At 38.4% G+C, this 25904-nt stretch carries 30 protein-coding genes, 4 tRNA genes and 1 riboswitch; of the genes, 19 read left to right on the forward strand and 15 right to left on the reverse strand.

Annotation, left to right across the window (positions count from 1 at the left end):
* From lolB to panD, 10 genes are all read left to right on the forward strand, one after another.
* On the forward strand, positions 1-579 hold the full coding sequence (lolB, locus tag ACB088_RS12155; protein ID WP_003653326.1) for a lipoprotein insertase outer membrane protein LolB: 579 nt from the start codon (positions 1-3) through the stop codon (positions 577-579).
* 18 nt (positions 580-597) lie between these two features.
* Positions 598-1431, forward strand: coding sequence for a 4-(cytidine 5'-diphospho)-2-C-methyl-D-erythritol kinase (gene ispE, locus ACB088_RS12160; protein ID WP_375037092.1), 834 nt, complete (start codon positions 598-600; stop codon positions 1429-1431).
* Positions 1430-1504, forward strand: a tRNA-Gln gene (locus ACB088_RS12165). The genes ispE and ACB088_RS12165 overlap by 2 nt, the downstream gene beginning before the upstream one ends.
* Positions 1505-1530: 26 nt before the next feature.
* Positions 1531-1605, forward strand: a tRNA-Gln gene (locus ACB088_RS12170).
* A 20-nt stretch (positions 1606-1625) separates the two neighbouring features.
* Positions 1626-1700 (forward strand) — tRNA-Gln (locus tag ACB088_RS12175).
* A 91-nt stretch (positions 1701-1791) separates the two neighbouring features.
* Positions 1792-1866, forward strand: a tRNA-Gln gene (locus tag ACB088_RS12180).
* Between the two features lie 36 nt (positions 1867-1902).
* A complete protein-coding gene (locus ACB088_RS12185; protein ID WP_003653329.1) occupies positions 1903-2853 on the forward strand; it encodes a ribose-phosphate pyrophosphokinase in 951 nt (316 codons plus the stop codon).
* A 95-nt stretch (positions 2854-2948) separates the two neighbouring features.
* Entirely contained in the window at positions 2949-3245 is a 297-nt protein-coding gene (gene rplY, locus ACB088_RS12190) for a 50S ribosomal protein L25 (protein ID WP_004641581.1), read from the forward strand.
* A gap of 20 nt (positions 3246-3265) precedes the next feature.
* Positions 3266-3847: an aminoacyl-tRNA hydrolase gene (pth, locus tag ACB088_RS12195; protein ID WP_003653332.1), complete on the forward strand. Its 582-nt coding sequence runs from the start codon at positions 3266-3268 to the stop codon at positions 3845-3847.
* A gap of 131 nt (positions 3848-3978) precedes the next feature.
* Positions 3979-4359: an aspartate 1-decarboxylase gene (gene panD / locus ACB088_RS12200; protein WP_002120296.1), complete on the forward strand. Its 381-nt coding sequence runs from the start codon at positions 3979-3981 to the stop codon at positions 4357-4359.
* Positions 4360-4405: 46 nt separating this feature from the next.
* Here the strand turns inward: panD and ACB088_RS12205 are convergent, their stop codons facing one another.
* Together ACB088_RS12205 and ACB088_RS12210 are read right to left on the reverse strand one after the other, a co-directional pair.
* Entirely contained in the window at positions 4406-4966 is a 561-nt protein-coding gene (locus tag ACB088_RS12205) for a GDYXXLXY domain-containing protein (protein ID WP_375037093.1), read from the reverse strand.
* Positions 4966-6747 (reverse strand): DUF2157 domain-containing protein, encoded by a 1782-nt coding sequence (locus ACB088_RS12210; RefSeq protein WP_375037094.1) that lies wholly within the window; start codon positions 6745-6747, stop codon positions 4966-4968. Before ACB088_RS12210 ends, ACB088_RS12205 begins: the two co-directional genes overlap by 1 nt.
* Before the next feature lie 176 nt (positions 6748-6923).
* Positions 6924-7074: riboswitch (FMN riboswitch) on the forward strand.
* A 90-nt stretch (positions 7075-7164) separates the two neighbouring features.
* On the opposite strand from ACB088_RS12210, the gene ribB reads away from it, so the two are divergent.
* Positions 7165-7824, forward strand: coding sequence for a 3,4-dihydroxy-2-butanone-4-phosphate synthase (ribB, locus tag ACB088_RS12215; protein ID WP_092709235.1), 660 nt, complete (start codon positions 7165-7167; stop codon positions 7822-7824).
* 58 nt (positions 7825-7882) lie between these two features.
* On the opposite strand, the gene ACB088_RS12220 is transcribed toward ribB, so the two are convergent.
* On the reverse strand, positions 7883-8557 hold the full coding sequence (locus ACB088_RS12220; RefSeq protein ID WP_375037095.1) for an HAD-IA family hydrolase: 675 nt from the start codon (positions 8555-8557) through the stop codon (positions 7883-7885).
* 97 nt (positions 8558-8654) lie between these two features.
* Here ACB088_RS12220 and ACB088_RS12225 point away from each other — a divergent pair, with 97 nt between their 5' ends.
* Positions 8655-9422, forward strand: coding sequence for a hydroxymethylpyrimidine/phosphomethylpyrimidine kinase (locus tag ACB088_RS12225; RefSeq protein WP_375037096.1), 768 nt, complete (start codon positions 8655-8657; stop codon positions 9420-9422).
* A 43-nt stretch (positions 9423-9465) separates the two neighbouring features.
* Here ACB088_RS12225 and lysM read toward each other — a convergent pair whose 3' ends face one another.
* From lysM to ACB088_RS12255, 6 genes are all read right to left on the reverse strand, one after another.
* Positions 9466-9939 (reverse strand): peptidoglycan-binding protein LysM, encoded by a 474-nt coding sequence (gene lysM / locus ACB088_RS12230; RefSeq protein WP_004641572.1) that lies wholly within the window; start codon positions 9937-9939, stop codon positions 9466-9468.
* 185 nt (positions 9940-10124) lie between these two features.
* Positions 10125-10361 carry an acyl carrier protein gene (gene acpP, locus ACB088_RS12235; protein ID WP_004641570.1) on the reverse strand — a complete coding sequence of 79 codons (237 nt, stop codon included), beginning with the start codon at positions 10359-10361 and terminating at the stop codon, positions 10125-10127.
* Between the two features lie 83 nt (positions 10362-10444).
* Complete coding sequence (fabG, locus tag ACB088_RS12240) at positions 10445-11179, reverse strand: 3-oxoacyl-ACP reductase FabG (protein WP_003653349.1); 735 nt, start codon at positions 11177-11179, stop codon at positions 10445-10447.
* Positions 11176-12162, reverse strand: coding sequence for an ACP S-malonyltransferase (fabD, locus tag ACB088_RS12245; protein ID WP_005042715.1), 987 nt, complete (start codon positions 12160-12162; stop codon positions 11176-11178). Before fabD ends, fabG begins: the two co-directional genes overlap by 4 nt.
* 151 nt (positions 12163-12313) lie before the next feature.
* Entirely contained in the window at positions 12314-12499 is a 186-nt protein-coding gene (gene rpmF / locus ACB088_RS12250) for a 50S ribosomal protein L32 (protein ID WP_000290730.1), read from the reverse strand.
* A gap of 74 nt (positions 12500-12573) precedes the next feature.
* Positions 12574-13134, reverse strand: coding sequence for a DUF177 domain-containing protein (locus tag ACB088_RS12255; RefSeq protein WP_004641565.1), 561 nt, complete (start codon positions 13132-13134; stop codon positions 12574-12576).
* Between the two features lie 96 nt (positions 13135-13230).
* Here ACB088_RS12255 and ACB088_RS12260 point away from each other — a divergent pair, with 96 nt between their 5' ends.
* The 5 genes from ACB088_RS12260 to rluB all read left to right on the forward strand — a co-directional run bounded on the left by ACB088_RS12260 (position 13231) and on the right by rluB (position 17172).
* On the forward strand, positions 13231-13893 hold the full coding sequence (locus tag ACB088_RS12260) for an elongation factor P hydroxylase (RefSeq protein WP_375037097.1): 663 nt from the start codon (positions 13231-13233) through the stop codon (positions 13891-13893).
* Positions 13894-13983: 90 nt separating this feature from the next.
* A complete protein-coding gene (locus ACB088_RS12265; protein ID WP_003653356.1) occupies positions 13984-14601 on the forward strand; it encodes an L-threonylcarbamoyladenylate synthase in 618 nt (205 codons plus the stop codon).
* Between the two features lie 224 nt (positions 14602-14825).
* Positions 14826-15617 carry a ScpA family protein gene (locus tag ACB088_RS12270; RefSeq protein ID WP_016802315.1) on the forward strand — a complete coding sequence of 264 codons (792 nt, stop codon included), beginning with the start codon at positions 14826-14828 and terminating at the stop codon, positions 15615-15617.
* Positions 15614-16207, forward strand: a complete 594-nt coding sequence (gene scpB / locus ACB088_RS12275) for an SMC-Scp complex subunit ScpB (RefSeq protein WP_004641560.1) — start codon at positions 15614-15616, stop codon at positions 16205-16207. Before ACB088_RS12270 ends, scpB begins: the two co-directional genes overlap by 4 nt.
* 41 nt (positions 16208-16248) lie before the next feature.
* A complete protein-coding gene (gene rluB / locus ACB088_RS12280) occupies positions 16249-17172 on the forward strand; it encodes a 23S rRNA pseudouridine(2605) synthase RluB (protein WP_003653361.1) in 924 nt (307 codons plus the stop codon).
* A 63-nt stretch (positions 17173-17235) separates the two neighbouring features.
* On the opposite strand, the gene bioD is transcribed toward rluB, so the two are convergent.
* The 5 genes from bioD to ACB088_RS12305 form a co-directional block, all read right to left on the reverse strand.
* Positions 17236-17880 carry a dethiobiotin synthase gene (gene bioD, locus ACB088_RS12285; protein WP_375037098.1) on the reverse strand — a complete coding sequence of 215 codons (645 nt, stop codon included), beginning with the start codon at positions 17878-17880 and terminating at the stop codon, positions 17236-17238.
* On the reverse strand, positions 17881-18630 hold the full coding sequence (bioC, locus tag ACB088_RS12290) for a malonyl-ACP O-methyltransferase BioC (RefSeq protein ID WP_375037099.1): 750 nt from the start codon (positions 18628-18630) through the stop codon (positions 17881-17883).
* Positions 18627-19784 (reverse strand): 8-amino-7-oxononanoate synthase, encoded by a 1158-nt coding sequence (locus tag ACB088_RS12295; RefSeq protein ID WP_375037100.1) that lies wholly within the window; start codon positions 19782-19784, stop codon positions 18627-18629. The genes bioC and ACB088_RS12295 overlap by 4 nt, the downstream gene beginning before the upstream one ends.
* 1 nt (position 19785) lies before the next feature.
* Positions 19786-21066, reverse strand: coding sequence for an adenosylmethionine--8-amino-7-oxononanoate transaminase (gene bioA, locus ACB088_RS12300; RefSeq protein ID WP_375037101.1), 1281 nt, complete (start codon positions 21064-21066; stop codon positions 19786-19788).
* A 93-nt stretch (positions 21067-21159) separates the two neighbouring features.
* Positions 21160-21891, reverse strand: coding sequence for a hydrolase (locus ACB088_RS12305; protein ID WP_375037102.1), 732 nt, complete (start codon positions 21889-21891; stop codon positions 21160-21162).
* Between the two features lie 355 nt (positions 21892-22246).
* Between ACB088_RS12305 and otsB the strand changes: the two genes are divergently transcribed.
* Together otsB and ACB088_RS12315 are read left to right on the forward strand one after the other, a co-directional pair.
* On the forward strand, positions 22247-23098 hold the full coding sequence (gene otsB, locus ACB088_RS12310; RefSeq protein WP_375037103.1) for a trehalose-phosphatase: 852 nt from the start codon (positions 22247-22249) through the stop codon (positions 23096-23098).
* Positions 23086-24519 carry a trehalose-6-phosphate synthase gene (locus ACB088_RS12315; RefSeq protein ID WP_375037104.1) on the forward strand — a complete coding sequence of 478 codons (1434 nt, stop codon included), beginning with the start codon at positions 23086-23088 and terminating at the stop codon, positions 24517-24519. Before otsB ends, ACB088_RS12315 begins: the two co-directional genes overlap by 13 nt.
* 69 nt (positions 24520-24588) lie before the next feature.
* Here ACB088_RS12315 and ACB088_RS12320 read toward each other — a convergent pair whose 3' ends face one another.
* Entirely contained in the window at positions 24589-25779 is a 1191-nt protein-coding gene (locus tag ACB088_RS12320) for an MFS transporter (protein ID WP_080547723.1), read from the reverse strand.
* Positions 25780-25904 lie beyond the last annotated feature (125 nt).

Genomic DNA, 25904 nt, shown 5'->3' on the forward strand with positions numbered 1-25904 from the left:
ATGAGCAAATTTGCCCAACTGTGCACAGCGATCTGTGGATCAAGTGTATTATTTCTAACCGGTTGTCAGCATTTTACTCAACCTAAACCCGCGGTTACCCAGCAAGTTCAAGATGAAAAACACTTTAATTTACAAGGTAAGATCGGGGTTCGCACGCCACAGCAAACTGGCAGTGCATTTTTCACGTGGGTTCAACAACAAGATAATTTTGATATTGAATTAAGCGGCATTTTAGGTGTAGGAAAAACCCAAATTCAGGGTAAACCCGGTGAGGTGAAGTTAAATAGTGCTAAAACAGGGTTAATTACTGCTGCCTCTCCAGAAGAACTTTTAGAGCGCGCAACTGGTTGGCAAGCACCAATTACTCATTTAACAAGTTGGATATTGGCTAAACCTGCAACTTTAAGTGCTCAAATCAGTAAAGATAATGAAAATCGTGTAAACCAACTCATTGAAGACGGCTGGACAGTTAATTTCAGTTATGATGGTGAACAAACTTTGCCAAACAAACTGGTTTTAAAGCAAGCTCTTGCTGAAGATAAAGAAAACCGTATTACAATGGTCATCCAAAACCGCTAAGTCTAATTATATAAATCTATGATTCGAGTCCCTTCTCCAGCTAAGCTCAACCTGTTTTTACATATTACAGGACGTCGTGAAAATGGTTATCATGAATTACAAACCATTTTCCAACTCATTGATTTATATGACTGGATGGTATTTACACCGACTTTGGATGAACAAATTGAAATTGATGGATTGAGTGAAGTTCGACCTGAAGAAAACCTGATTTATCGGGCTGCTCAAATATTAAGACCGCACGCAAAAAAATTCTGCGGTCTAAACATCAAAATTGAAAAAAATATTCCAATGGGTGCAGGTCTGGGCGGAGGTTCATCCAACGCTGCCACAACCCTGATTGTGTTAAATCAATTATGGAAATGTGGCCTGAATCAAGAACAACTTGCAGACTATGGCGTAAAGCTTGGTGCCGATGTTCCTATTTTTATTTATGGTAAAAATGCGTGGGCTGAAGGTATTGGTGAACATTTATCATTCATAGACTTAGATCAAAAACAGTTCATTATTTTAAAACCTGATTGTTTTATCAGCACTCAATTGCTTTTTTCACAAAAAACATTGACAAGAGACTCTAAGACCACTAAATTTTGCGCCTATCAGTTAGAACCTTCTAATTTTGGAAATAACTTTGAGCCATTGGCCCGACAGTTATACCCTGAAGTAGAAGAAGCAATGCAATATTTAGATCAATTTGGTCAAGCAAAGCTTACAGGTACAGGTGCTTGTGTTTTTATTGAAGTAACGAATGAAATGAATATTGATGAAATTCTTAAACATTCACCATGTAAATCTTACTTGGTAAATAGTTTAAAAGAATCTCCTCTTAATCATTTTAAGGTTACACGTTAGGGGCGTCGCCAAGTGGTAAGGCACCGGGTTTTGATCTCGGCATCCGTTGGTTCGAATCCAGCCGCCCCTGCCAACCTCACCTGTAATGATGATTATATTAGGGGCGTCGCCAAGTGGTAAGGCACCGGGTTTTGATCTCGGCATCCGTTGGTTCGAATCCAGCCGCCCCTGCCATCATATATATCATCGAATTTAGGGGCGTCGCCAAGTGGTAAGGCACCGGGTTTTGATCTCGGCATCCGTTGGTTCGAATCCAGCCGCCCCTGCCATTCTCTTATTTTAAAGACAGGCTTAATTGCTATGCTTTTTGTTGATTCATCTTGACATTGCATTGCAAAAATATTAAAGTTCTGCCGCATTAGGGGCGTCGCCAAGTGGTAAGGCACCGGGTTTTGATCTCGGCATCCGTTGGTTCGAATCCAGCCGCCCCTGCCATCTATTTAATTACATACCAACCGCCAAGGGTGCTTCATGCCCAATCTTGTCGTTTTTAGTGGAAATGCTCATCCACAGTTCGCTCAAAAAGTCGTAAGTCACTTACATATCCCTCTAGGTGCTGCATCAGTCGGTCACTTTTCTGATGGAGAAATTTCAGTAGAAATTACTGAAAATGTTCGTGGTAAAGACGTATTTATCGTTCAGCCTACTTGTGCCCCTACCAATGATAACCTTATGGAAATCTTGGTTATGGCAGATGCTTTGCGTCGTGCAAGTGCTGGTCGTATTACAGCCGTTATCCCGTATTTTGGTTATGCTCGCCAAGACCGTCGCCCACGTTCTGCACGTGTGCCGATTACAGCTAAAGTTGTTGCAGACATGCTTACCACTGTTGGTATTGATCGTGTCGTAATGATTGACTTACATGCTGACCAAATTCAGGGTTTCTTCGATATTCCAGTCGACAACATCTATGGTACTCCTGCTTTGCTTGCTGACTTACGTCAACAATCGCATGATAACCTTATGGTGGTTTCTCCTGACGTTGGTGGCGTAGTACGTGCTCGTGCCGTTGCCAAACAGATGGGTGACATCGATTTAGCAATTATTGATAAACGTCGTCAAAAAGCCAATGAATCGCAAGTTATGCATTTAATTGGTGACGTAAAAGATCGTGATTGCGTTATCGTAGATGACATGGTTGATACTGCCGGTACATTGTGTAAAGCAGCTGATGCGCTTAAGCAATTTGGTGCACGCCGTGTAGTTGCATACGCAACTCACCCTGTACTTTCTGGCAAGGCTATTGAAAACTTACGTAATTCAGTTATTGATGAATTAGTTGTCACTGACACTATTCCTCTTTCTGAAGAAGCATTAACCTTGGGCAAAATCCGTCAGGTTTCTGTTGCTAGCATGGTTGCTGAAACGATTCGTCGTATTAATAACGAAGAATCTATCAGTGCGATGTTCGATAGTTTATAATACCGCAGCTTTTATGAACCCTGGCCTTGGCTGGGGTTTTCTATCACTAAACTGGTCGCAAGTTTAGTCTATTTAACTTTAATGAGGATTTACTCATGTCAAACTTCGTATTAAACGCTCAAGCGCGTGCTGAAGACAAACAAGGGAAAGGTGCGAGCCGCCGCCTTCGTCACGAAGCATTAATTCCAGCTATCATTTATGGTGGCAATGCTGAGCCTGTAGCTATTACTTTAGAACTTCGTCAGCTTGTAAAAGCTTTAGAAAACAATGCTTTCTTTGAAGAAGTTATAGAAATCCAAGTTGGCGACAAAGTTGAAAACGTTAAAATCCAAGCGTTACAACGTCACCCAGCTAAAAACACTCCTATGCACGCTGACTTCAAACGCGCATAAGTGTTGAAAGGCGTAGATTAGTGTCAAATATTTCGCTAATTGTTGGTTTGGGCAATCCTGGTTCAGAATATGCCCAGACCCGCCATAATGCAGGCTTTTGGTTCATTGAACAGCTTGCTAATAAATATGGCATTACTTTAAAAAATGATCCGAAATTTCACGGAATCAGCGGACGTGGTAATATAGAAGGACACGATGTCCGTCTACTTCTACCCACTACATTTATGAACCGTTCTGGACAAAGTGTAGTTCCATTTGCAAAATTTTATCAAATTGCTCCCGAAGCAATTTTGATTGCTCATGATGAACTTGATATGAACCCTGGTGTAATTCGTCTAAAAACAGGCGGAGGACATGGTGGTCATAACGGTTTACGTGACATTGTCCCTCATATTGGTCCAAATTTTCATCGTTTACGTATTGGGATCGGACATCCTGGCTCAAAAGAGCGAGTTTCAGGTCATGTACTTGGGAAAGCGCCAAGTAGTGAACAAAGTCTGATGGATGCAGCAATTGATCATGCCCTTTCTAAAGTGAAATTACTTGTTCAAGGACAAGTTCCGCAGGCCATGAATCAAATTAATGCGTATAAACCAACTTAAATTGTTGAACAATCAAGCTTGCTATCTTGCTTTTTTAGGAGCAAAATGCGCATCAGCCACTTTGCCAACAGCAAAAGCTAAAGATTTCACCATAAGATCTTACTCTTAGGTCTACTCAGGAGACGCTAGCCATGCTATCTCGTTTATTAAAATGCAAAATTCACCGCGCAGTTGTAACCCATGCTGAACTTCACTATGAAGGTTCTTGTGCAATTGATGGCGTATTGATGGACTTAGCTGGTATTCGTGAATATGAAGAAATTCATGTTTGGAATGTAACCAATGGCAAACGCTTCACGACCTATGCGATTCGTGGCGAAGATAACTCTGGAATTATTTCAGTAAATGGTGGCGCTGCACATCAAGCAGATGTCGGTGATTTAGTGATTATTGCTACATTTGGTGATTTTACTGAAGCTGAAGCAAATATTCATAAACCACGTTTAGTCTATGCTAACCCAAATAATACAGTCAACCACACAGCGAATTGTATTCCTGTCCAAGTTGCCTAATTTATTCTTAGAATAAAAAAGCCCGCATTGACGGGCTTTTATAATTTTATAAATCCTTAATAGTTCCTTCCCACCAATTCTTTTGTTGCTTACAATTCAAAGACTGGAGTTCCTCTCCTCGTAAATCAAACAGAATCGCCTCTCCTTTTGGATTTATTTTAAATTCAGCATATTTTGCTTTCTCATAACATTGAGCTAATCCTTCGGCAAATAAGAAACTCCGAGATGCAGGATATAAAGCTTGATATCGGTTTTCAGGATTTTTTAAAATTAAGCTCTGCTCAGCAGATAAATTGTTAGGTTCTAGAATGGTACGGATTACTTTATTGTGTGAATCCAAAATAACTTTGGCGTGAATAGATGCATGATTAAAGATTCTCTGATTTAGATTTTCATTTTCGTTTTCAGCAAGAGGTTTAGGAGTTTGCAAATTTAACTCATAAGCCAGTGCCATATAGTCACCTTGTAAAATTGAACGCGGATCAACTGGCTTAAGCTCAATAAAAATACTTTTACTATGATCCAGATGCCATTCATTTTTCGCTATCAATCCCACAAAAAATAATGTGGTAGCTATAGCCAAAACAAGAGAAAAATATTTCTTCATTATTTTTCTCCTTCAATAAGATTGCGTTGATTTTCTTGGTGGAGCAACCAATATAAAGTCCATAGAACAAGACCAGAAATCAAAATCGATGCACTCTTTGCCAAAAAAGTTATTTGTAAGTTGTAATAAAGCTGCCAAAGTACTAAAACAAATACTGCTAGAGTGACACCATAAACAATATAATCTTTCTTTTTTATCGCCCATGTTAAAATGATAAATAAAATGAAAACTTCAAAATAGCCAAGTGCAATGAGCAATACACCAAAAAGTAAGAATGCGAAAAACACTACTCCATGCAACTGCTTATACAAATAAAAAATACTAAAGCAAAGCAACCAAAGACTAGGTAATAAATAGAAAATCCATATCTCCTGATCTTTCGAACTATCTAAAACTAGTCCCATAAAAGTATCAAAGAAAGAAGCTACCACAACTACCGCAAGCACACATAAATAGACACTACGCTCATATTGAACTATCGATTTAGCCTTCGATAAGAACACAAAACTAAAAACAAAATAGCTGAGCAGGGTTAAATTTAAATAAGTCTGAGTGGAGTTTACTGACCACAATGAATGATCCATTTGTAACAAGTAAATAAATGCTATTCCATAAGTAGCGAGCATTTGAATTAAAATAAAGAACCAATGGGGTTTAAAAAAATAACTTATACAGAGAATAAAAATCTGTGCGATTAGCACCCATAACATCTGATCTGTTTCAGACTCTAGATGAAACAAAAAAGCAGTCTGACCACTTATGAATAAACAATAGGCAAATTGCCGAATGAAGTAGTGTTGAGTTTTTTTCAATAAAATAGAAGCTATACAAACAAAAATAACTCCTATAATTAAAGAAACAGCTTCCCAGAACACGAGAGTGAAAGCAGCAAGGGCCAGTCCAGCAAGCCAAGCTCCAATAGCTAAAGGAATTATATAAAAGCGACTTTGACGAAAAATTTTTATTAAAAAATAACTAATCAGTGCAAACCAGATAAAAATAATGCCTGCAATGAATAAAAAAATGAACTCATTTGAATCTTTAAATAAGTCATTGATCCTATCTACAAGCCATATTGTTGCAGTCACGCCAAGAACAGCCGCCATTAAGCTGGCACATAATTGATCATTTTTTTTGAAGAAATAATAAAAACCGATTATTCCTGAAAAGAAAGCCGAGATCAGATAAGGAATATTTTCACCAGATAAATATTGGATCATTCCAATGATTGAAATGACTGCAAACCAAGCGATAAAGACGAAACGTAAAGCACGATACTTCTTTATACATACCCAAAACTCTATAAGGCTTAATAAATTTAAAGCAAACACATATAAATAAGGAAACTTTTCCAACCAGAAAGTCTGCTTAAAAAATAAAAAAAGTGTAAGTTGGCTAGTAATACAAATTAAAGCAAAAATACCAATATTTGGTCGATATAGCCAAGGTAATAACAGCAATGTCCAAATCAGGAAAAGTAAATAACTGTCTGCTCCAGTTTGATAGACCTGCCCAATTACAGCCAAACTTAAGCCTACCATCAAGCCGCAAATACCATGTAAAGTCTGCCTAACTCCTTCACTTAAATTATCTTTTATACTGATCCATGCTGTCACAAGTAATATAAGTGGTGGGATGGCTAGCTGGATGCTGTCTGGAAGCATTAACCAATTAGCAGCAATTAAATAAAGAATACTGACCGCCATAAATACATAACTAAAAATATGGAGATGCTGAATAAATAAAGTATTCCTAAGGGGATAATCGTCTCTTATCTGCATGAAACACCTATTTTATTTATAATTTTCTATAAAAAACATAGCATTCCATTTCCATATCAACAAGTAAGCTCTTGTTAAAAAGCCTATTTCCATTTGTGAAAATACTTATTCATAAAGAAACTTAGCATTCTACAAAAGCATCTAGCCAATTTTATCAAGCGCGCTATAATAAAACCCATCGCTTCAGGGCGGGGTGTAATTCCCCACCGGTGGTAAAGTTAATTTTTATTGATAGATTAGCAAGCCCACGAGCTTAAATTTTATGATTTGAGCAGATTTGGTGAGACTCCAAAGCCGACGGTATAGTCCGGATGAAAGAAGACGACGAACTGGGATAAATCCATTTTATTTCAGTAACAGCCTGTTTTTACATCAGTCCTGAAATGTTCAACCGTATTTTTACGAGAGCGTTTCATTATGTCTAGCTTAATTCAACCAGAACTTTTTTTCTCAGCCCTCTCTCCTGCTGAACAACGCATTCAACAAGCATTAGAAGATATCCGTCAAGGCAAACCCGTCTTGGTTATGGATGACTTCGATCGTGAAAATGAAGCAGATTTAATTGTCGCAGCTGAAACTCTAACTGTTGAAACCATGGCACGTATGATTCGTGATGGCTCAGGTATTGTATGTTTATGCCTGACAGAAGAGTTAGCAGATCATTTAGAACTTCCCCCAATGGTTTCTCAAAACTCAAGCCAGTTTCATACCGCTTTTACAGTGACCATTGAAGCAGCTCAAGGTGTTACGACTGGTGTTTCGGCTAAAGACCGCGTTACTACCATTCAAACTGCAATCAAAGATGGTGCTGTTCCAAGTGATCTTAACCGTCCGGGCCATGTTTTTCCTTTACGTGCACGTAGTGGTGGAGTATTGACTCGCAGAGGTCATACTGAGGGAACAATTGATCTAGCAAGACTAGCTGGGCTTAAACCTGCTGGTGTGTTATGTGAATTAACCAACCCAGATGGCACGATGGCATCAGGTATTCAAGTTTTGGCATATGCCCAAACTCATCATTTAACCGTGATTACAATTGAAGAACTTGTTCAATACCGCCAACAACACGGTATTTAAATAAAAAAGGTTTGGCTTTAGATAAAAGCCAAACCTTCAAATTAAAATTTACTAATACTTAAGATACTTTCTTTTGTGTTGCCTGATCTTCAACGTATTCCAAAAGTTCAGAAAATTTCGTAATCATTGCTTTAGGGTGTGCTTGCTTAAGTTCCTCTGGTGTTCCGTAACCATAAGTCACAGCGACCGCCTCAATACCATTGTGGCGAGCACCTAAAACATCATATTGACGGTCACCTACCATTAAGCATTCTTCTGAGTTTAATTGCTCACGCTCAAGAATATAATGAATAAGTTCAGCTTTATTGGTACGTTCCCCAGTTAACTCACTACCATAAATATTTACAAAATATTGGCTTAAGTCAAAATGATCTAAGATACGTTTTGCATAAATAGTTGGTTTAGCGGTTGCGACGAATAAACGATACCCATCTTCTTTCAATGCATTAAGTGTTTGCGCAACCGATGGATATACTTCATTTTCAAATAAACCTGTAACTGAAAAACGCTCACGATAAGCAAGTAAAGCTTGTTCAGCCAAAGCATCATCTTGAGTGGCTAATAGTTTTGCTAATGAGGCTTTTAAAGGTGGCCCAATTGTCCAGTCAATATTTAAATCGGCAGCCAATGGAAAGCCCAACTTATCCATTGCATAACGAATTGAAGTATGGATTCCAACTTTTGGGTCTGTTAGTGTTCCATCTAAATCAATCAAAATATGTTTTATAGCCATTCAATCATTAACCCAGTAAAGTATTTAATTCAATTGGTCGAGAGTTTAATCAAACTCTCTTATACTAACGTAAATTTAAATTGAAAAGGAAATAACCGTGCGTCCAACCGTACTTTGTTTCTCGGGTTTAGACCCTTCAGGTGGTGCAGGTTTACAAGCTGATATTGAAGCCATTGGACAAAGTGGTGCTCATGCAGCCATTGCATGTACAGCCCTCACCATACAAAACTCACAACAAGTATTTGGCTTCGAAGCAACCTCAAAAGAACTATTATTAGCTCAAGCAAATGCCGTTGTAGGTGATTTACCAATTAGATGCGTTAAGTCAGGCATGCTTGGCACCACAGATAACATTGCTGCTCTAGCTGAATTTCTTCGTGCCCATCCAGAATATCAATATGTACTCGATCCTGTTTTGGTGGCAAACAGCGGGGGTTCTTTAGGTGATCAAGCCACTCTTGTAAAAGCTTTCGTTGAGCTTATTCCCCTAGCCACTCTTATTACTCCAAATACAGTCGAATTAAGAGCTCTCACGGGTATCGATGACTTAGAACAAGCAACGCAAAAACTATTTGAAATGGGTGCAAAAGCTGTTTTAGTCAAAGGTGGACACGAAGATACACCAGATCATATTAAAAATAGTTTATATATTAATGGTGAACTTGCGGCGAGTAGTAGTTGCCCCCGCTTAGATGGTGAGTATCACGGCTCAGGCTGTTCTTTAGCTAGTTTTATTGCTGGTCGTTTGGCTTTAGGTGATTCTTTAAAAATTGCAGTTCAACATGCTGAAACATGGTTATTTGGTGTTTTAAAGAATGCCGAGACTCCGGTAGCAAATGGGCAAAAAATACCAAAAAGATTCTAGAAAAAGAAAAAGGCGCTAAAAGCGCCTTTTTTATTACCCCCAATTATTGAGGAATACGTAAAACCTGTCCTGGGAAGATTTCATCTGGATCTTTAAGCATTGGTTTGTTTGCTTCAAAGATTTTTTGGTATTGATTTGCATCACCGTAAAATTCTTTAGCAATTTTTGAAAGGTTATCACCAGATTTTACTGTGTAGAATTTACTTTCTGGTTCAGGAGTTGCAACGGTCATTTGATCATCTACTTGTGCAACATGATCAATATTCCCAACAATAAGAATAATTTTCTCTTTATCCGCTTGGCTTTTTACCTGTCCTTTAATGATTGCGGTATCAGTTGCACCGTTATACGTTACAGATAAACCCTCTACCCCTAGGCCTAAACTTTTAATTAATCCTAATAATTTATTTGCGATTTCTTGTGCAGAAGGTTCTGCTGGTGTTGCCGGAGCTGGTTGTGGTTCTGCTGGTGCGGTATTTTTCTTACCAATACCTTTTACAAAATCAAAAAGACCCATCTTTTAGTCCTCATATTATTGTTTATAGTAAAGTCATTAAACTGACCCTTATTGTTATACTTCAAAAAAGATAAGCCTCTGCTATCAATTGAGGTTGATCTTGTAAAAATATGTATCTCTTTTATTTTACTCAAATAAAAAAAGCCACCTTACGGTGGCCTTCTTTTTATTCAGCAATATGCGAATTAACCAAGTTTTTTAGTTACATAGTCAATTGCAGATTGAACTGTAGTGATTTCGTTTGAATCTTCATCAGGGATAGTGATGTCGAAGTCGTTTTCGAAAGACATTACAAGTTCAACTAAATCTAAAGAGTCAGCACCTAAGTCATCCATAAAAGATGCTTCGTTTTTAATCTCTTCAGCTTTAAGACCAAGTTGTTCTGCAACTGCTTGCTTAACGCGTAGTTCGATATCGCTCACAGGAATTCTCCTCATTGCTCGTGGCGTTTGATTTGCCACTAGTTTAATTGAATATAAAAATTTTTAAAAGTTATACATCAGCCCTAGGCCATGTATAAACCACCATTTACATGTAATACCGTACCGGTAATGTAACCTGCTTTATCACTTGCAAGGAAACTCACCGCATTTGCGATATCTTGTGGCTCGCCTAAGCGATTTAAAGCCACTTGATCACTCATTTTTTTGCGAATTTCTTCACTAAGTGCATCTGTCATTTCTGTTGCAATGAAGCCTGGTGCCACACTGTTCACAGTGATTTGGCGGCTACCCATCTCTTTTGCAAGACTACGGCTAAACGCTTCAATACCTGCTTTTGCAGCAGAGTAGTTCGCCTGACCTGGGTTTGCAAAATGTGCAACAACAGAACTAATATTAATAATGCGGCCAAAGCGCGCTTTTGTCATACCTTTAAGCACACGTTTAGATAAACGATATACAGCTTTAAGGTGAATGTTGAGAATGTCATCCCAATCATCTTCTGACATACGTAGCAATAAATTGTCTTTCGTGATACCCGCATTATTAACCAAAATAAGCACAGGGCCATAGTTCTGTTCAATATGAGAAACGACTGCTTCAATCTCATCGAGATTACGCACATCGAGAGCTAAACCTGCACCTTGCTCACCAAAGCTTTCACTTAACTTTTGTGCACCAGATTCAGATGTCGCAGTACCTACAACAAAATAACCGTCTTGAATAAGTTGCTGGGCAATTGCAGCGCCAATGCCCCGACTCGCGCCCGTTACTAATGCAACTTTGCGTTCTTGTGTCATGCAATTTTTCCTTCTGCCACTAAAACAGCATTTAGGGCATCTTCCATTTTACTCTTGCTATCAATAGCAAAAGCTTTTTCTATATTTGGTAAACGCTTCGCGAGATTACTCAATACTGTACCAGGCCCACACTCAACAACGTAGTGAATACCTTGGTCTTGTAAAAACTGCATCGTGTCTGTCCATTGTACAGATTGGTACAATTGAGCAGTTAACGCCTGACGCAATTGAGCAACATCGGTAGCTATTCCCGCGTTGACATTTTGTATTACAGGTATGGTAGGCAGCTCAATGGCAGTTTGTTCCAAAGCTTCTGCAAATTTTTCAGCAGCAGGTTTCATCAATGAACAATGCGAAGGAACCGACACAGGTAAAGCAATTGCCTTAGCAGACTGCTCTTTTGCCAAAGCCATCACTTGTTGTACAGATGCTGTACTTCCAGCAATCACGACTTGCCCTTGTGAATTATAGTTTGCAGCTTCTACTGAACCTTGACCTTCGGCATTCACGATTTGGCAAAGTTCAACCACTTTTTCATCAGCCAAACCAAGGATTGCAGCCATAGCCCCTTCCCCTTGAGGAACAGCACTTTGCATGAGTTTTCCACGCAAATTCACTAGTTTCACTGCATCTGCCAAGCTCATAGATTCTGCAGCAACCAAAGCACTGTATTCACCCAGAGAATGTCCTGCAAGATACTTAGGTGCCAGACCGCCTAAATCAAGCCATACACGCCATAGAGCGATACTGGCAGTTAATAATACAGGTTGGGTATTTTCTGTTTGGTTGAGGCCTTCACCACTTTGCGCAATATGCCACAGATCGAATCCAAGCGCATCTGAAGCTTCAGCAAAGGTTTGCCCAACCCCACTAAACTGTTCTGCTAGTTCAGCAAGCATACCGACTTTTTGTGAACCTTGACCTGGAAACACAAACGCAGTTTTTGTGGCTAAAGCTACTTGTTCAAGACGTTTAGCAGACATAAGAAATCCTTTTTTGGGTTTTCACTCATTTCTGGAGCGGAAATTTAACATGTTATTTATATTTTTATAATTGCGAAAAACAACAAAAAAAGGGAGCTTTCGCTCCCATTTTTTCTATACTTAAGCATCACGCTTAATGCATATCATACAATTATTCAGCATCAGCTGCTTTAGCGAATAATTGACGACCACGGTAGAAACCGTCTTTAGTCACGTGGTGACGACGATGAGTCTCACCAGTTGCTTGGTCTACTGTTAATGCATTCTCGGTTAAAGCGTCATGTGAACGGCGCATGTCACGGCGAGAGCGACTTTTACGGTTTTGCTGAACGGCCATGATGGCTCCTTACAAAGATCGAAAAAATGGATCAGAACAAATTCAGTTGTCTTATCTCACAATTATATCACAAATTATGAGTTAAGTTTACCCTTCAAACCTGCCAAAACATCAAACGGATTATCCCGTTTTTCTTCAACAACATTTTGAATGGTAGGTTGATGTTTATTTTCACAAGCATCATGCTTGGGAGATAAAGGCACCAACAATAACAGTTCATCTTCTAGTAGTGCGAGCAAGTTAATCGAGGCTGGCGTATCATAATCACCTTTCGTCGTAAACTCACTTTCACCTAAAACGATGAAATCAGCATCCTCATCCAAGCGCTCTATCAGTGACTCATCATCCATTAATGCAATATGAAAGTCTAAGACAAGAGGCATTTCAACAGGTTCCAAACAACGTTGGCACTCCATTGGAACTTTCGTGTCCATATGACCATCCATCCACACAATGCGATGATATGCATCCATTGATAGCTTACAGTCTATGTTGATCAATTGGTTATCAATTGATCCAACAGCTTCACGAGCGATACGAGCAAAGCGAGACAGGGGCAGTTGACCTGACCATGTAAAGCCTTGTTCAGCCCATTTAAACGGCTCAATCTGTGCCGGAAAGGTATTTGCTGACATAATTAAGGCGGCAATTCTACAAATTCATCGGTACTCTGTCAAAGATTAAGATACAATTTTGCACTTCTTTAGACAGAACTCGGGGTAAATTAAGCAATGCACCTGTTGCAGCCGCAACCTGAAGTTAACTCTTCATTACTCGTTTGCACCCATTCAACTCATCAGAACACTCTTGTACCTGACATAGTGCAACTCTCACCATGGTCAAGCTCAAAATCAGAGTCTGAGCAAGTCGATTGGCTTATTTTACACTTTAATCACTGGTTTTCCCACCATAATGTGACATTAGTTCGTGGAGATTTTGAACCAGAATATTTCCCGGCAACAAATCAGGGTCCGGCTAAAATCCAATTCGCCCATGGTTTTTTTAATAGCGCCCTTCACGAAATCAGTCATTGGTCGATTGCTGGTGAAAAACGCCGCCTATTACCTGATTTAGGATATTGGTATGCACCCGACGGCCGTACACAAGAACAACAAAGTCTATTTGAACAAGTAGAAATTAAGCCGCAGGCAATTGAATGGTTGTTCTCTCAGTCGTTTGGTAGAAAGTTTAGAGTTTCGCTTGATAACCTGACAGGTGATGGCGGAGATGGAAAAATATTTAAAGATAATGTTTATGCTCAAGTACAACGTTACTTTTTAGGTGAAGCTAAGTTGCCACGTGATGCAGCCGCATTTATTGGCTTTATTTGCCAATGTATACGTTCGGGTACACCATTACAATTAAATGAATTCAAACGTGAACTCCTTGATTAATTGACAAAAAAACTACGTTCACTACTTGTCTAGTTCATTTAAAAAGCCTAATAATTATTTTTAACACTGGCGTGATGGAGTCTCCAAAATATGATGCATTTACATGTACATCCTGAAAACCCACAGCAACGCCTCATTAGCCAAGCGGTTGAACGCATTCGTGCCGGAGATGTTGTGGTCTACCCTACTGATGCTGCCTACGCAATTGGCTGTCAGATCGGTAATAAAAATGCTATGGAACGTATTGCGCAGATTCGCGGTTTAGGGCCGAAGCATCAATATGCCATTATGTGTTGCGACTTATCAGATATTGCAACTTATGCAAAAGTTGATAATGCAACTTATCGTTTATTGAAAGCAAATACCCCAGCCATTACGACTTTCATTTTACCTGCAACCAGTGAAGTTCCTCGTAGGTTGATGCACCCTAAAAAGAAAACCATTGGTTTACGTATTCCAAGCAACCCAATTTGTCAGGCTCTATTAAAAGAACTTGGTGAACCCCTACTCACCAGTACATTAATTTTACCAGGACAAGAAGATCCCCTAGATGATCCATACGATATTGAAAATCAATTAGATAAACGAATTGATGTATTTATTGATGGTGGTTTCGGTACTTTAACAAGCACAAGTATTGTTGATTTATCGGGTGAACATCCTGAAATTATTCGCCGTGGTATTGGCGATGTAAGTGCTTTTGAATAAGCACTTACAATTTTTACCAATAGTTTTAAAAAAAGTATTATCACTCAAAAAAATACTCTTTATTTATTTTGGATTTTTTTTACACTTTAGTCGTTAAGTAATTTATTAAAAGGCACAATTCATTTAGAATGATTTCCACTATCTGCTGTTCTTCTATTTACAGCTCTCTTTGACTTGAATAACAAGTCTCATGCTTTTGAAAATTCGCGTGGCTTATAATCGTAATGAATCAATCACTTCATCAATCCATGGAAGACGCTCCACACATCCGTGTTTTAGATGAGTGGCATGACAAGATTCCTGAAGATCTCTATATACCTCCTGCTGCATTTGAGATTTTGCTCGAACAGTTTGAAGGTCCACTAGATTTTTTAATTTATCTGATTCAAAAAAACGGTTTTGATTTAATTCAAGTCGATATTGCTCCTATAGCAACTCAATATTTAACCTATATGGATAGTATGAAGTCGTTAAATATTGAGCTGACCGCTGATTATATGGTGATGGCAGCTTTATTGGCTGACCTGAAATCTCGTCTACTTTTGCCAAAACCTACGGTTATAAGTATTGAAAAAGATCCTAAACAGGAACTTATTGATCGACTTGAAACCTATCTACGCATTAAGCAAGCGGCTGAGCGTTTAGGTCAAATGCCAATTCTTGAGCGTGATACATTCAGTGCAAATGTAAGCTTAGGTCATATCGCTCCTGTTTATGAAGGCTATGATATTTCAGCATTACATGATGCGTTGTTCTGTGTGTTTAATCGCCCAGAACCCGTTATTCATGTCGTGGCTCAAGAGCCTGTATTACTCGAAGAACGCATTGCATATATTGAAGAGAAATTAGAGTCTGGTGACGTGTTAAGTTTTAAAGAATTACTCAATCCTTTGCAAGGTCGCATGGGAATGGTTGTGACTTTTATGGCTGTTTTAGAGTTAACCCGACAACAGCGAGTTAAAATTATTGCCTCTGGTATTGAAGCTCCTTTAGCAATTCAAGGATCTTCAATATGAGCTTTGAACAAAATAATAGTGATTTGTCATTAGCTGACATTCATCACGAAGTCTTATTACAACTTGAAGCAATTATTTTTGCCAGTGAAGCGCCAGTTTCAATTGCCCGTTTAAAAGAAGCATTTAATAATCAATATAATAAACAACAGCTTCGTCAACTTTTACAACAGCTCGCGCTATTACAACATGGCCGATCTATTGAGTTGATTGAAACAGCGCAAGGGTTTCGCTTTCAGGTAAGATCTAAATATCGTAGTATTATTGCGCAAATATGGCCAGAGCGACCAACAAAACTGTCGCCTTCATTACTAGAAACACTGGCTGTCATTGCTTATCATCAACCGGTTACCCGTGCTGATATTGAACAAATTCGTGGTGTGTCTAATAATAGTCAGATTCTTAGAACACTATTTGACTGGAACTGGATTAAAGAAGCCGGTTTTAGAGATTTACCCGGAAGACCTGCGTTGCTAATTACAACGCCTCAGTTTCTGAATGCTTTTGGTCTAGCTTCGCTAGGCCAATTGCCTCCCCTACAGAACGCCAAGGAAGCCTTTATGGCCCTCGATGCAAATGCACCGAAATCATAAAGAGGTGGACTGTTGATCATTATGTCTAAGGTTGTGCTGTCATGAGTGAAAAATTGCAAAAAGTATTAGCGCGGATCGGATTAGGTTCCCGCCGATATATGGAAGAGGTTATTGCCGCAGGACGCGTGAGTGTGAACGGCCGTGTTGCCCAAGTGGGTGAGCGCATTGAACCAGGCGATGAATTACGCATTGATGGCCGTAAAGTTCAGTTTCAAATTGAAGACGAAATTCGTCGCCGTGTATTGATTTACTATAAACCAGAAGGTGAAATCTGTTCACGTAATGATCCTGAAAAACGCCCAACCGTATTTGATCATTTACCACAAATTGCGAATGACCGCTGGGTAATGGTAGGTCGTCTAGATATTAACAGTACTGGTTTATTATTATTCACAAATGATGGTGAGCTTGCTAACCGCTTAATGCACCCATCAAATGAAATTGAACGTGAATATGCTGTTCGAGTTATGGGTGAAGTAACGCCTAAAATACGCCAAAAAATGGTAACTGGTGTAGAGCTTGAAGATGGTCCAGCTAAATTCGAATCTTTCTCGGAAATTGGTGGTGAAGGTATTAACCGCTGGTACCAAGTAGTGGTGAAAGAAGGTCGTAACCGTGAGGTTCGTCGTATTTTTGAATCACAAGAACTTAAAGTAAGCCGTTTATTGCGTACACGCTACGGTACAGTTATTTTACCACGCGAATTACGTACTGGCCGCTGGATGGAACTCGATAAAACTGATATCGATAACCTAGCAAAATCAGTTGAATTAAAACCACGTCAAGGCACAGGTTTATTTGGTATGGCAAAACGTCGTACTGACCGTATGACCGAAAAACCAATGGCAGCTCGTCGTGGTGGTTTCTTGCGTCAACAACGTCGCGATGATGAAAAAGAAGCTCCTGTGAATACTGGTAACCAACGCAAATCGACTGGTTTTAACCGTGGTTCTAAGAAATTCTAAAATATTAAATAATCCATAAAAAAACCGCTCTTATAAGAGCGGTTTTTTATAGCCTATTTTAAATTAACTCATTTTTGCCAGCTCAATCCACTCAGCTTCAGGGAAATGAATTGCTAAATAGTCTTTCAAATAATTTGAAGTATCTTGAGAAATTAATGGATCTTTTGATTCATCTTTTAAGTTATATACCAAAGCTTGCAATTTCAGCCCACGAGACTTGAGCGCTTCAAGACTAAGTAAAGTGTGGTTAATACTTCCTAGACGACCAGAAGTCACTAAAATAACAGGGAACTGATGCTGAGCCACATAATCAATGGTGAGTAGACTGGTGGTTAAGGGCACCATTAATCCACCAGCTCCTTCGAGTAAAACAATATCAAAACGCTTAGCTAATGTTTGAGTTGCATTTTCAATTTTTTGAAAGTCAATTTCTCTGTTGTCTAGGCGTGTTGCCAGATGAGGCGAAGCAGGATAACTAAAAATTTCCGGCATGGTGAGCTTGTCATGATCTTCTTGAAACCAACCCTGCCCCATAATTTCACGATGCTTTTCAATATCTTCAGAAATATCAGCATTACCCGTCTGAATGAGTTTTTGGGTAATCACTTTTTTACCCTGCTCAGTCCATAATTTTGCTAAAAAGCCTGTCGCGTAGGTCTTACCAATTTCGGTATCAATCCCACTCACAAAATAGATCTGACCACTCATTTACTTCATTCTCCGGGCAATACAATAGATCGGATGATATGTTAAGGAATATCCCTCAGCATGCTTAAACCGATCATAATCTTGATAAAACTGTTGTAAAGTTTGCTTAGTCCAACGATGCTGAGCAGTTGCAGTCACACCTGTTGCTTTTAAATGCTGCAATACAGCTTTAGGCGAATCGAAATAGAGTTGGGCTTCTGACTCAGACAAATGCAGAACTTCAAAACCAGCCTGAGTTAAGGCATTGTTCCAATTTTCAATAGACCAATAACTTAAACCTTGCCCTGTTAATTCTTTAATCTCGGTTAAGTTTCTTGGGCCAAAAGTTGAAAAACATAACCAGCCTTTTTCATTTAAAGCAGTATGACAATGTTGAAGTACGCGAGGTAAATCTTGCATCCATTGTAAAGCCGAACCTGAAACGATCATGTCGAGCTGCTGCGGAAAATCTAAAGCTTCAATATCACCAATTAACCATTTCAAATTTTCTTGATGGTTAAAGTGCTGTTGCACATCTGCATACAAGTCATTCAAAATTAACTCTTCAATCTGAAAAGATGCAGCAATAAGACGAGTTAAATTGCCAGAACCACAACCAATTTCAAAGACACGTGACATCATACTCGGGCAAAACTGCTGGAGTAAAACCGTTAAATTTTGGCAAATTTGTTTTTGAACAATTGCATGTTCTGAATAGCTTTGCCCTGCTTTGGCAAAACGCTGGGCAACCAAGTTTTTATTCAGACTCACAGAAAACTCACCAATTCTTCAAGCTCATGTTGCTGTACCATCGACGTTAAAGAAATACGCAAACGCGAACTATTTTTAGGTACGGTCGGTGGACGCACAGGCATGGCATAAAAACCACTTTGCTGAACCTGCTTTGCCTTATCGATAGCAGCCTGACTTTCTCCCACAATGACTGGAATAATATGGCTGGTCGATGGACTTACATAACCCTTTTGCACAACAGCTTGTTGAAGATATTGGCTAATATTTTTTAAATGTTCACGCTGAGATTGGGCGTGTAATACTTTTTGAAAAACAAAGTTTGCCCATGCCATAACAATCGGCGGTTGAGCAGTACTGAAAATAAGTGGGCGCATTTTATTAATGAGATAATCTTTAATAATTGGGTGACAAATAATGTATCCCCCCACTGCCGCTAGTGCTTTACCTAATGTCCCCACTAAAAAATCGATATCTTGAATGACATTGTATTGTTCAGCACACCCTAAACCCTGTTGACCACGCACACCAATTGAATGTGCTTCATCAACATACAGCATAGTTTTGGCAAAGCGTTTTTTTAGCTGCACTAAAGCGGCTAAATCAGTTTCATCACCGTCCATACTAAAAATACTTTCAGTCACCACAATAATGCGTTCAATATTGTAATCATCATGATATTTCTGAAGAAGTTGTTCTAAGTGCTGCAAATCATTATGGCGATAACGTACATATTGCGCACCCGATAAACGTATACCGTCGATCATGCTCGCATGAACCAGCTTATCAGCCAAAATTAAAGTTTTCCCATCGGCAACAGCTGGCAAAATACCGATATTCATGTGGTAGCCACTATTAAACAATAGTGCCGCCCGACCACCAAATGCTTGGCTTAGGCTATTTTCTAATTGTTCATATTCTTCAAAATTACCCGTTAATAAACGTGATGACGAAGAACTAAAATAGCTACGTTCGACTGGAAAATTTTCTAAAAACTCTTCACGAAGTTTTACATCCGCAGCTAGACCAAGATAATCGTTTGAAGCTAGGTTCAGCATCGTTTTATTTTGAATCGTAATAAAACGCTCATGCTGTACATTTTGAGTAAACTGTCTGAAATTGCCGTGTTGTTTTAGTTCATCTAATTGGATAGCAAAATGATCAAGCAACGACATTTCAATGCACTCCCTGCATGGTTTTAACAACCTCAACCATCTGCTCAAGCAAATAGCTTAATTCCTGACTGGTAATCACATAAGGTGGCATTACATACACCAATTTACCAAAAGGACGAATCCAAATTCCACGATCAACAAACTGTTGCTGCAACGTTTTCATATCAACATTAACCGTGAGTTCAACTACTCCTATTGCACCCAATACTCTTACATCAGCAACATAATCAAGCTGATTGAGTCGTGTTAAGTATTGAGTAAGTTGTTGTTCAATTCTCTCAATATTGGCTTGCCAATCTTGCTCAATTAATAATTGCGTACTTTTTAAGGCAACAGCACAAGCAAGTGGGTTAGCCATAAAGGTTGGACCATGCATAAATACTCCAGCCTCACCCCGACTAATGGTCTCGGCAACATGCTTCGTCGTTAAGGTAGCCGACAATGTCATATATCCGCCTGTTAGCCCTTTACCTATGCACATAATATCAGGCTCAACTTGTGCATGTTCCCACGCAAAGAGCTTACCAGTACGCCCAAAGCCTGTCGCAATTTCGTCAAAAATTAATAACAGATTATATTGTTCACAAAGTGCTTTGGCTTGACGCAAATATTCAGGATGATAAAAACGCATGCCACCTGCACCCTGTACAATCGGCTCGATAATTAAGGCTGCAAGATGCTCATGATTCTGCTGAATCGCTTGTTCTAATTCTGCAATATCTTGTGGATTCCATTCTTCATGAAATTTGGTTTGTGGTGCTGCAACAAAAAGACGATTTGGTAAGCTTGTACCAAAAATCTGATGCATGCCTGTAACTGGATCACACACCGACATCGCATTCCATGTATCCCCATGGTAGCCAGAACGCGTTGTAATAAAATTTGTTTTTTGCGGTTTATCTTGAGCACTCCAAAACTGCACTGCCATTTTCAAAGCAACTTCAACGGCAACAGAACCTGAATCTGCATAGAAAATTTTATCGAGACTTGGCGGGGTAATTTTTAAAAGAATTTTTCCAAGTTCAATTGCAGGGGCATGCGTTAAACCACCAAACATGATGTGAGACATGTTTTGTAATTGATCGGTCACTGCCTGATTCAATTCAGGATGGTTATAACCGTGAATCGCACACCACCAAGATGACATACCATCAATTAAAGTCCTACCATCATCTAACTCAATCGTCGCGCCATACGCACGTTTGACTTTAAATGTTGGTAAAGGTTGGGTCATTGAAGTATAAGGATGCCAAATATGTTCCAAATCAAAATTATCGGTCATCCTATTTACCCTTTTACAGCGTTCAAATCTTTCATTGAACACATGTTAAACCTGTTAAGAATGAAAGAAAATTGCGATATCAATCAAAGCTGATTAACTTTGCTGATGAATTGTTAAAAATTGGCAGATTTCTTCAATTGTTCGTTCTACTTGTAGATATGGAAAAGCATGAGTAGCTTCACTTAATACTTTGTATTTCATCTTTTCTGTCGCGATATGTGCAAAATTTTGCTCAATTTTGCAAGGAATGACACCATCTTGCTCTGCGAATAAATGAAGCTGTGGACCTGAGTAATTTTTTAAGTTATCTACCAAGTTTAGATGCTCTAACATTTCTAACCCTTGTAATAAAAACTCATAAGGGGGTGGATTTGCTATATTTTGCATGTTTAGCCAATCTTTTTTAGCTTGTGCTGATCCTTGAGTAATTAAATAATAAAAGCGCTTTAAAGTGGCTTGTTGGTTTTGCAAAAAAGAAGTTTTAAATTGACTGAACACATCAGCAGGCATTGCAGTCTGCCAATTAGTGTTAGTAACAAAACATGGATTAGAAGCAAGCGTAATCAAAGTTTTAGTTAGACCAGTGCTCTTATAAAAAGAATCAACTAAGTAAGCTGCTAACTGACCTCCTAAAGACCACCCAATTACAGTATCGACATCATTCAATAAATTAAGCTGTTTCTGGAAACTGCTAGTTAAAACATCAAATATATTAATTAGTTGTATATCAAAACCCTTTTGTTGCAAATGCAATTTTAATGATTCCAAAGGTTCAATTCCTACTCCCCACCCTGTAATCAATAAAATTTTATTTTGTAACGTCATATTCTTACCCAAAGCTCATTTAATGCAAATTATATATTAATATTTCAAGAAAATATCTTTTAAAATCAGCCTTAAAATTTAAAATATTGATTTTAAATCACGCATTAAAACCCATTAATATTCTGAAATACATTAATAAATAAGTCCTGCATTATTAATAGGAAACATACAAAAATTTAATTATCTAAACATTGAAGCCAATCAAAAAACAACATACTCCACACTTCGCCTATAAATCCATTATGCAATGTAATTAATGTTAATACTTATGTTTTTTTATTAAAAAAAATGACTCATCAATTAATTTTAATGTTAGAAGATTAATTATTGATCAAAAAATATTGGGAAGGCTAATATGAACAGTCAAAGTACAATATCTGATGGGAGAGAGAAAAACACATATTTTGTTACACCAAGTGATATTATAAATACTTTATCCTTAGATAAAAATTACTGCTTATTTTTAGATATTGATGGAACATTAGCACCATTTCAAATTAATCCTGAGCAGAGTTTTATTCCAAAAACCACATTAGAAATTATAAAAAAAATTATTGAATTAAATATTCCCGTTATTGCTGTAACAGGTCGTGATATAGATACAGCAGGCAAGCTGCTACACCCTATTGAAGTTCCTATCGCGGGCTTACATGGTTTAAATATTTATTTTGGTTCAGATAATTATATTCGACCAGATTTAAGCAGTATTAATTTCAAAAAATTAAAACAAGACATTATAAAATCTTGTGAAAAATATCCTGAACTATTAATTGAAGATAAAGGATATTCTATTGCTTTACATTATCGCAAAAATCCCAACTTAGAAAATCATGCATTTAATATAATGCAGAAAATTAAATCCTTTTACCCCCAATTAAAAATAAATAAGGGAAAATTTGTTGTTGAATTAATTCCTCACCAAGCTGATAAAGGTACAGCAATTCAAACTATATTAAATCATCTTAATTTAACCTCGGTATTACCTATTTTTATAGGAGATGATTTAACAGATGAATCTGGTTTTATTTGTATTAATCAGCAATCTAGCCTCACCATTAAAGTAGGTTCCGGTGAAACACATGCCAAATATAGATTAAAAGATATCAATGACGTCGCTAATTTTCTTTTTTTATTTCAAAACAGAATAAAAAACTTATATGTCAAAAATAGCCGGAATCAGAATGGAGAAAAAATATGTCTAAATTAATCGTATTATCGAACCGAATAAGTATGCCATCTGGTAAGGCTTCAGCAGGTGGCCTTGCTGTAGCTGTACAAGATGCATTGAATGATAGCAATGGTATTTGGTTGGGCTGGAATGGTCAGCAAATTACCGATAGCGAAGCGCCAGAATTTGAACAAGCCTATTCTCAGGGAATTGACTACATTACCTGCCCTCTCACTCATCAACAATACGCGCAATATTACTGTGGTTTTGCAAATAAAGTTCTGTGGCCAGCGATGCATGACCGAGAGGATCTTATTGAATATGATTCGCAAGAATATAATACCTATCAAAAGGTCAATCGATTATTCGCTGAAAAGTTAAAACAGCTGGCTCAGCCTGAAGATATCATCTGGATACATGATTATCATTTTTTTAGTGTAGCCCGTTACTGCCGTGAATTAGGCATGCAAAATAAAATTGGTTTCTTTCTGCATATTCCTTTTGCTAGCCTGAACATATGGCTCAAAATCCCCGTGGCCCGAGAATTAATTCAAGACTTGAGCCAATATGATGTGATTGGTTTACAAACCCAGATTGATCAAAATGCATGCATGCAAACATGTTTAAGTTTACTTGAAGCTCAGAAAATTCACCGTGACAGTATCAGCTACAAAAAACGTCAAATATTAATTAAATCGTACCCAATTGGCGTTCAGCCGGAGCTTATTCAAAAACATGCGCAACAAGATTTGCCAAGCCCTTGTGTGTTTAATTTTGAAGAAATACCTCGTCAAAAAACAATCATTGGGGTTGACCGAATTGATTATTCAAAAGGTTTACTTGAGCGTTTTAATGCATTTGCAACCTTCTTGGAAACTAATCCTGAATATCATGGCTTAGTCCGACATCTGCAAGTTGCAACACCGTCACGTACTGATATTGCAGTTTATCAACGTTTATACGAACGTTTTAAAACCAAGTTGGAATTGATTAATGAAGAGTTTGCGCATGAAGACTGGAGACCTGTAGATTGTTGCTATGATCCAGTTCAACACCATAATCTCATGCATATTTATCGTCACTCTGATATTTGCTGGATTAGTTCACTACGCGATGGTATGAACCTAGTCGCTAAAGAATATATTGCAGCTCAAGATCCGGAGAATCCTGGCGTACTAATTTTATCTAAATATGCGGGTGCTGCGGAGCAGATGTCTCAAGCCTTGATTGTTGATCCGCAAGATAGAGCGGCAATGATAGATACTTTAAAAATGGCTTTAGAGATGTCTAAAGCTGAGCGTATCAATCGTTATCAACAATTGATAGAGGGTTTATCAGCATCTGATCTTACTCATTGGAGAAACGATTTCTTAGATGATTTGGAAAAAACACCAACTTTACTAATGAAACCTCAGCGCTTATTACAAGACAATTATCAATCTATCTATCATGTTTTATAAATCTAAATAAAAGAACATCGAGAAATTAAATTTCTCGATGTTCTTTAGATTGTTTCTATTATTTATAAATTAATTCGCCTTTGCGAGTGTAAAGCGATTAAGTAAAGCAATAATAAATAGTAATACTGCTACACCTGTTAAAACTGTACTTAAACCAGTCCATTCACCAATTAAACCAATTAAAGCTGGTCCACTTAAGGAACCTGTATAAGCAATCGTTGATACTAAAGAAAGTGCCGCTGCTTTAGGCATATCGTTTTGTCGCCCTACGCGAGAAAACATCACTGGCACAATATTGGAACAGCCTAATCCTAAAAGTGCATAGCCTAATACAACCACTTGCCATACAGGTGCGGTCACAATAACAGCCATACCAATTGCTGCACCAATGGCACTATAAGTTACAACATTTTTTTCACCCCATTGCTTTAGCAAGATATGGCCCGTAAAACGCCCAGTCGTCATGCTCAGAGCAAAAAAGGTATAAGCAAGACCAGCAAAGGCTGGGTTAAGTTCATACTTACTTGTTAAATAAATACCACCCCAATCCATTGCAGCACCTTCTGATAAAAAGGCAATAAAACACATCATGCCAATAAGCAGAATAATGCCGTTAGGTCGATAGAGTTTTTTAGGTTTATCGGCTTCTTGATGTGGCTTTTCATCCTGTTCAAAAGACGTTAAACAAGGAGGAATAGCAACTGCACCAATGACGAGCAAAATCATTACAACAGACAAAGTACTCATTAATGGAGAAAGACCTACTGCCAATAATGCAGTTACCAGCATAGCCCCAGTTAAGCCGCCAAGGCTGCACATGCCATGGAAGCTAGACATGAGCGCTCGCAGGCTATGTTTTTCAACAACCACTGCCTGTAAATTGATAGCTACCCCAAGACAGCCTGCTGCCGACCCAAACACAAATAATGCTACAGCCATCATCACAATGCTGTTCCACATCGTTAGGCTAGGTAATAACACCATTAACAGCATCAAGGCCAATGCAATTAATGGCCGACATCCCCAACGCTTGACTAAAGCGCCAGTCGCAGGCATTGCAATCATTGAGCCAATACCCATACACAAGAGCAGCAAACCAAAATCGGCATGATTGAGGTTTAAACGCTGCTGGGCAAAAGGAATCAGTGGTGCCCAAGCTGCGGTCGCAAAACCTAAGCTAAAAAAGCTTAGTCGTGTTGCAAGACGCTGCGTGCTTAAGAGAGTAGCTGTATCTAAAACAGCAGGTTTGGTAAATAACATATTTCGCGAACTCACCATAAAATCATTGGCGATCCATACCAACCGATTTTCCATAGAAAAACCCTTGCCTCATGAAGTTTCTAGGCAAGGGTTTTGTTGGCGAAATTATATCCAATTTCATAAAA

This window comes from Acinetobacter sp. RW6 (genome assembly GCF_041956835.1).
Classification (GTDB): domain Bacteria; phylum Pseudomonadota; class Gammaproteobacteria; order Pseudomonadales; family Moraxellaceae; genus Acinetobacter; species Acinetobacter calcoaceticus.

Excerpts from the sequence above, each read along its gene's own strand:
- lolB (WP_003653326.1), top strand. The coding sequence starts at position 1 with ATGAGCAAATTTGCCCAACTGTGCACAGCGATCTGTGGATCAAGTGTA.
- ispE (WP_375037092.1), top strand. The coding sequence starts at position 598 with ATGATTCGAGTCCCTTCTCCAGCTAAGCTCAACCTGTTTTTACATATT.
- ACB088_RS12185 (WP_003653329.1), top strand. The coding sequence starts at position 1,903 with ATGCCCAATCTTGTCGTTTTTAGTGGAAATGCTCATCCACAGTTCGCT.
- rplY (WP_004641581.1), top strand. The coding sequence starts at position 2,949 with ATGTCAAACTTCGTATTAAACGCTCAAGCGCGTGCTGAAGACAAACAA.
- panD (WP_002120296.1), top strand. The coding sequence starts at position 3,979 with ATGCTATCTCGTTTATTAAAATGCAAAATTCACCGCGCAGTTGTAACC.
- ACB088_RS12205 (WP_375037093.1), bottom strand. The coding sequence starts at position 4,966 with ATGAAGAAATATTTTTCTCTTGTTTTGGCTATAGCTACCACATTATTT.
- ACB088_RS12210 (WP_375037094.1), bottom strand. The coding sequence starts at position 6,747 with ATGCAGATAAGAGACGATTATCCCCTTAGGAATACTTTATTTATTCAG.
- ribB (WP_092709235.1), top strand. The coding sequence starts at position 7,165 with ATGTCTAGCTTAATTCAACCAGAACTTTTTTTCTCAGCCCTCTCTCCT.
- ACB088_RS12220 (WP_375037095.1), bottom strand. The coding sequence starts at position 8,557 with ATGGCTATAAAACATATTTTGATTGATTTAGATGGAACACTAACAGAC.
- lysM (WP_004641572.1), bottom strand. The coding sequence starts at position 9,939 with ATGGGTCTTTTTGATTTTGTAAAAGGTATTGGTAAGAAAAATACCGCA.
- fabG (WP_003653349.1), bottom strand. The coding sequence starts at position 11,179 with ATGACACAAGAACGCAAAGTTGCATTAGTAACGGGCGCGAGTCGGGGC.
- fabD (WP_005042715.1), bottom strand. The coding sequence starts at position 12,162 with ATGTCTGCTAAACGTCTTGAACAAGTAGCTTTAGCCACAAAAACTGCG.
- rpmF (WP_000290730.1), bottom strand. The coding sequence starts at position 12,499 with ATGGCCGTTCAGCAAAACCGTAAAAGTCGCTCTCGCCGTGACATGCGC.
- ACB088_RS12255 (WP_004641565.1), bottom strand. The coding sequence starts at position 13,134 with ATGTCAGCAAATACCTTTCCGGCACAGATTGAGCCGTTTAAATGGGCT.
- ACB088_RS12260 (WP_375037097.1), top strand. The coding sequence starts at position 13,231 with ATGCACCTGTTGCAGCCGCAACCTGAAGTTAACTCTTCATTACTCGTT.
- ACB088_RS12265 (WP_003653356.1), top strand. The coding sequence starts at position 13,984 with ATGATGCATTTACATGTACATCCTGAAAACCCACAGCAACGCCTCATT.
- ACB088_RS12270 (WP_016802315.1), top strand. The coding sequence starts at position 14,826 with ATGAATCAATCACTTCATCAATCCATGGAAGACGCTCCACACATCCGT.
- scpB (WP_004641560.1), top strand. The coding sequence starts at position 15,614 with ATGAGCTTTGAACAAAATAATAGTGATTTGTCATTAGCTGACATTCAT.
- rluB (WP_003653361.1), top strand. The coding sequence starts at position 16,249 with ATGAGTGAAAAATTGCAAAAAGTATTAGCGCGGATCGGATTAGGTTCC.
- bioD (WP_375037098.1), bottom strand. The coding sequence starts at position 17,880 with ATGAGTGGTCAGATCTATTTTGTGAGTGGGATTGATACCGAAATTGGT.
- ACB088_RS12295 (WP_375037100.1), bottom strand. The coding sequence starts at position 19,784 with ATGTCGTTGCTTGATCATTTTGCTATCCAATTAGATGAACTAAAACAA.
- bioA (WP_375037101.1), bottom strand. The coding sequence starts at position 21,066 with ATGACCGATAATTTTGATTTGGAACATATTTGGCATCCTTATACTTCA.
- ACB088_RS12305 (WP_375037102.1), bottom strand. The coding sequence starts at position 21,891 with ATGACGTTACAAAATAAAATTTTATTGATTACAGGGTGGGGAGTAGGA.
- otsB (WP_375037103.1), top strand. The coding sequence starts at position 22,247 with ATGAACAGTCAAAGTACAATATCTGATGGGAGAGAGAAAAACACATAT.
- ACB088_RS12315 (WP_375037104.1), top strand. The coding sequence starts at position 23,086 with ATGTCTAAATTAATCGTATTATCGAACCGAATAAGTATGCCATCTGGT.
- ACB088_RS12320 (WP_080547723.1), bottom strand. The coding sequence starts at position 25,779 with ATGTTATTTACCAAACCTGCTGTTTTAGATACAGCTACTCTCTTAAGC.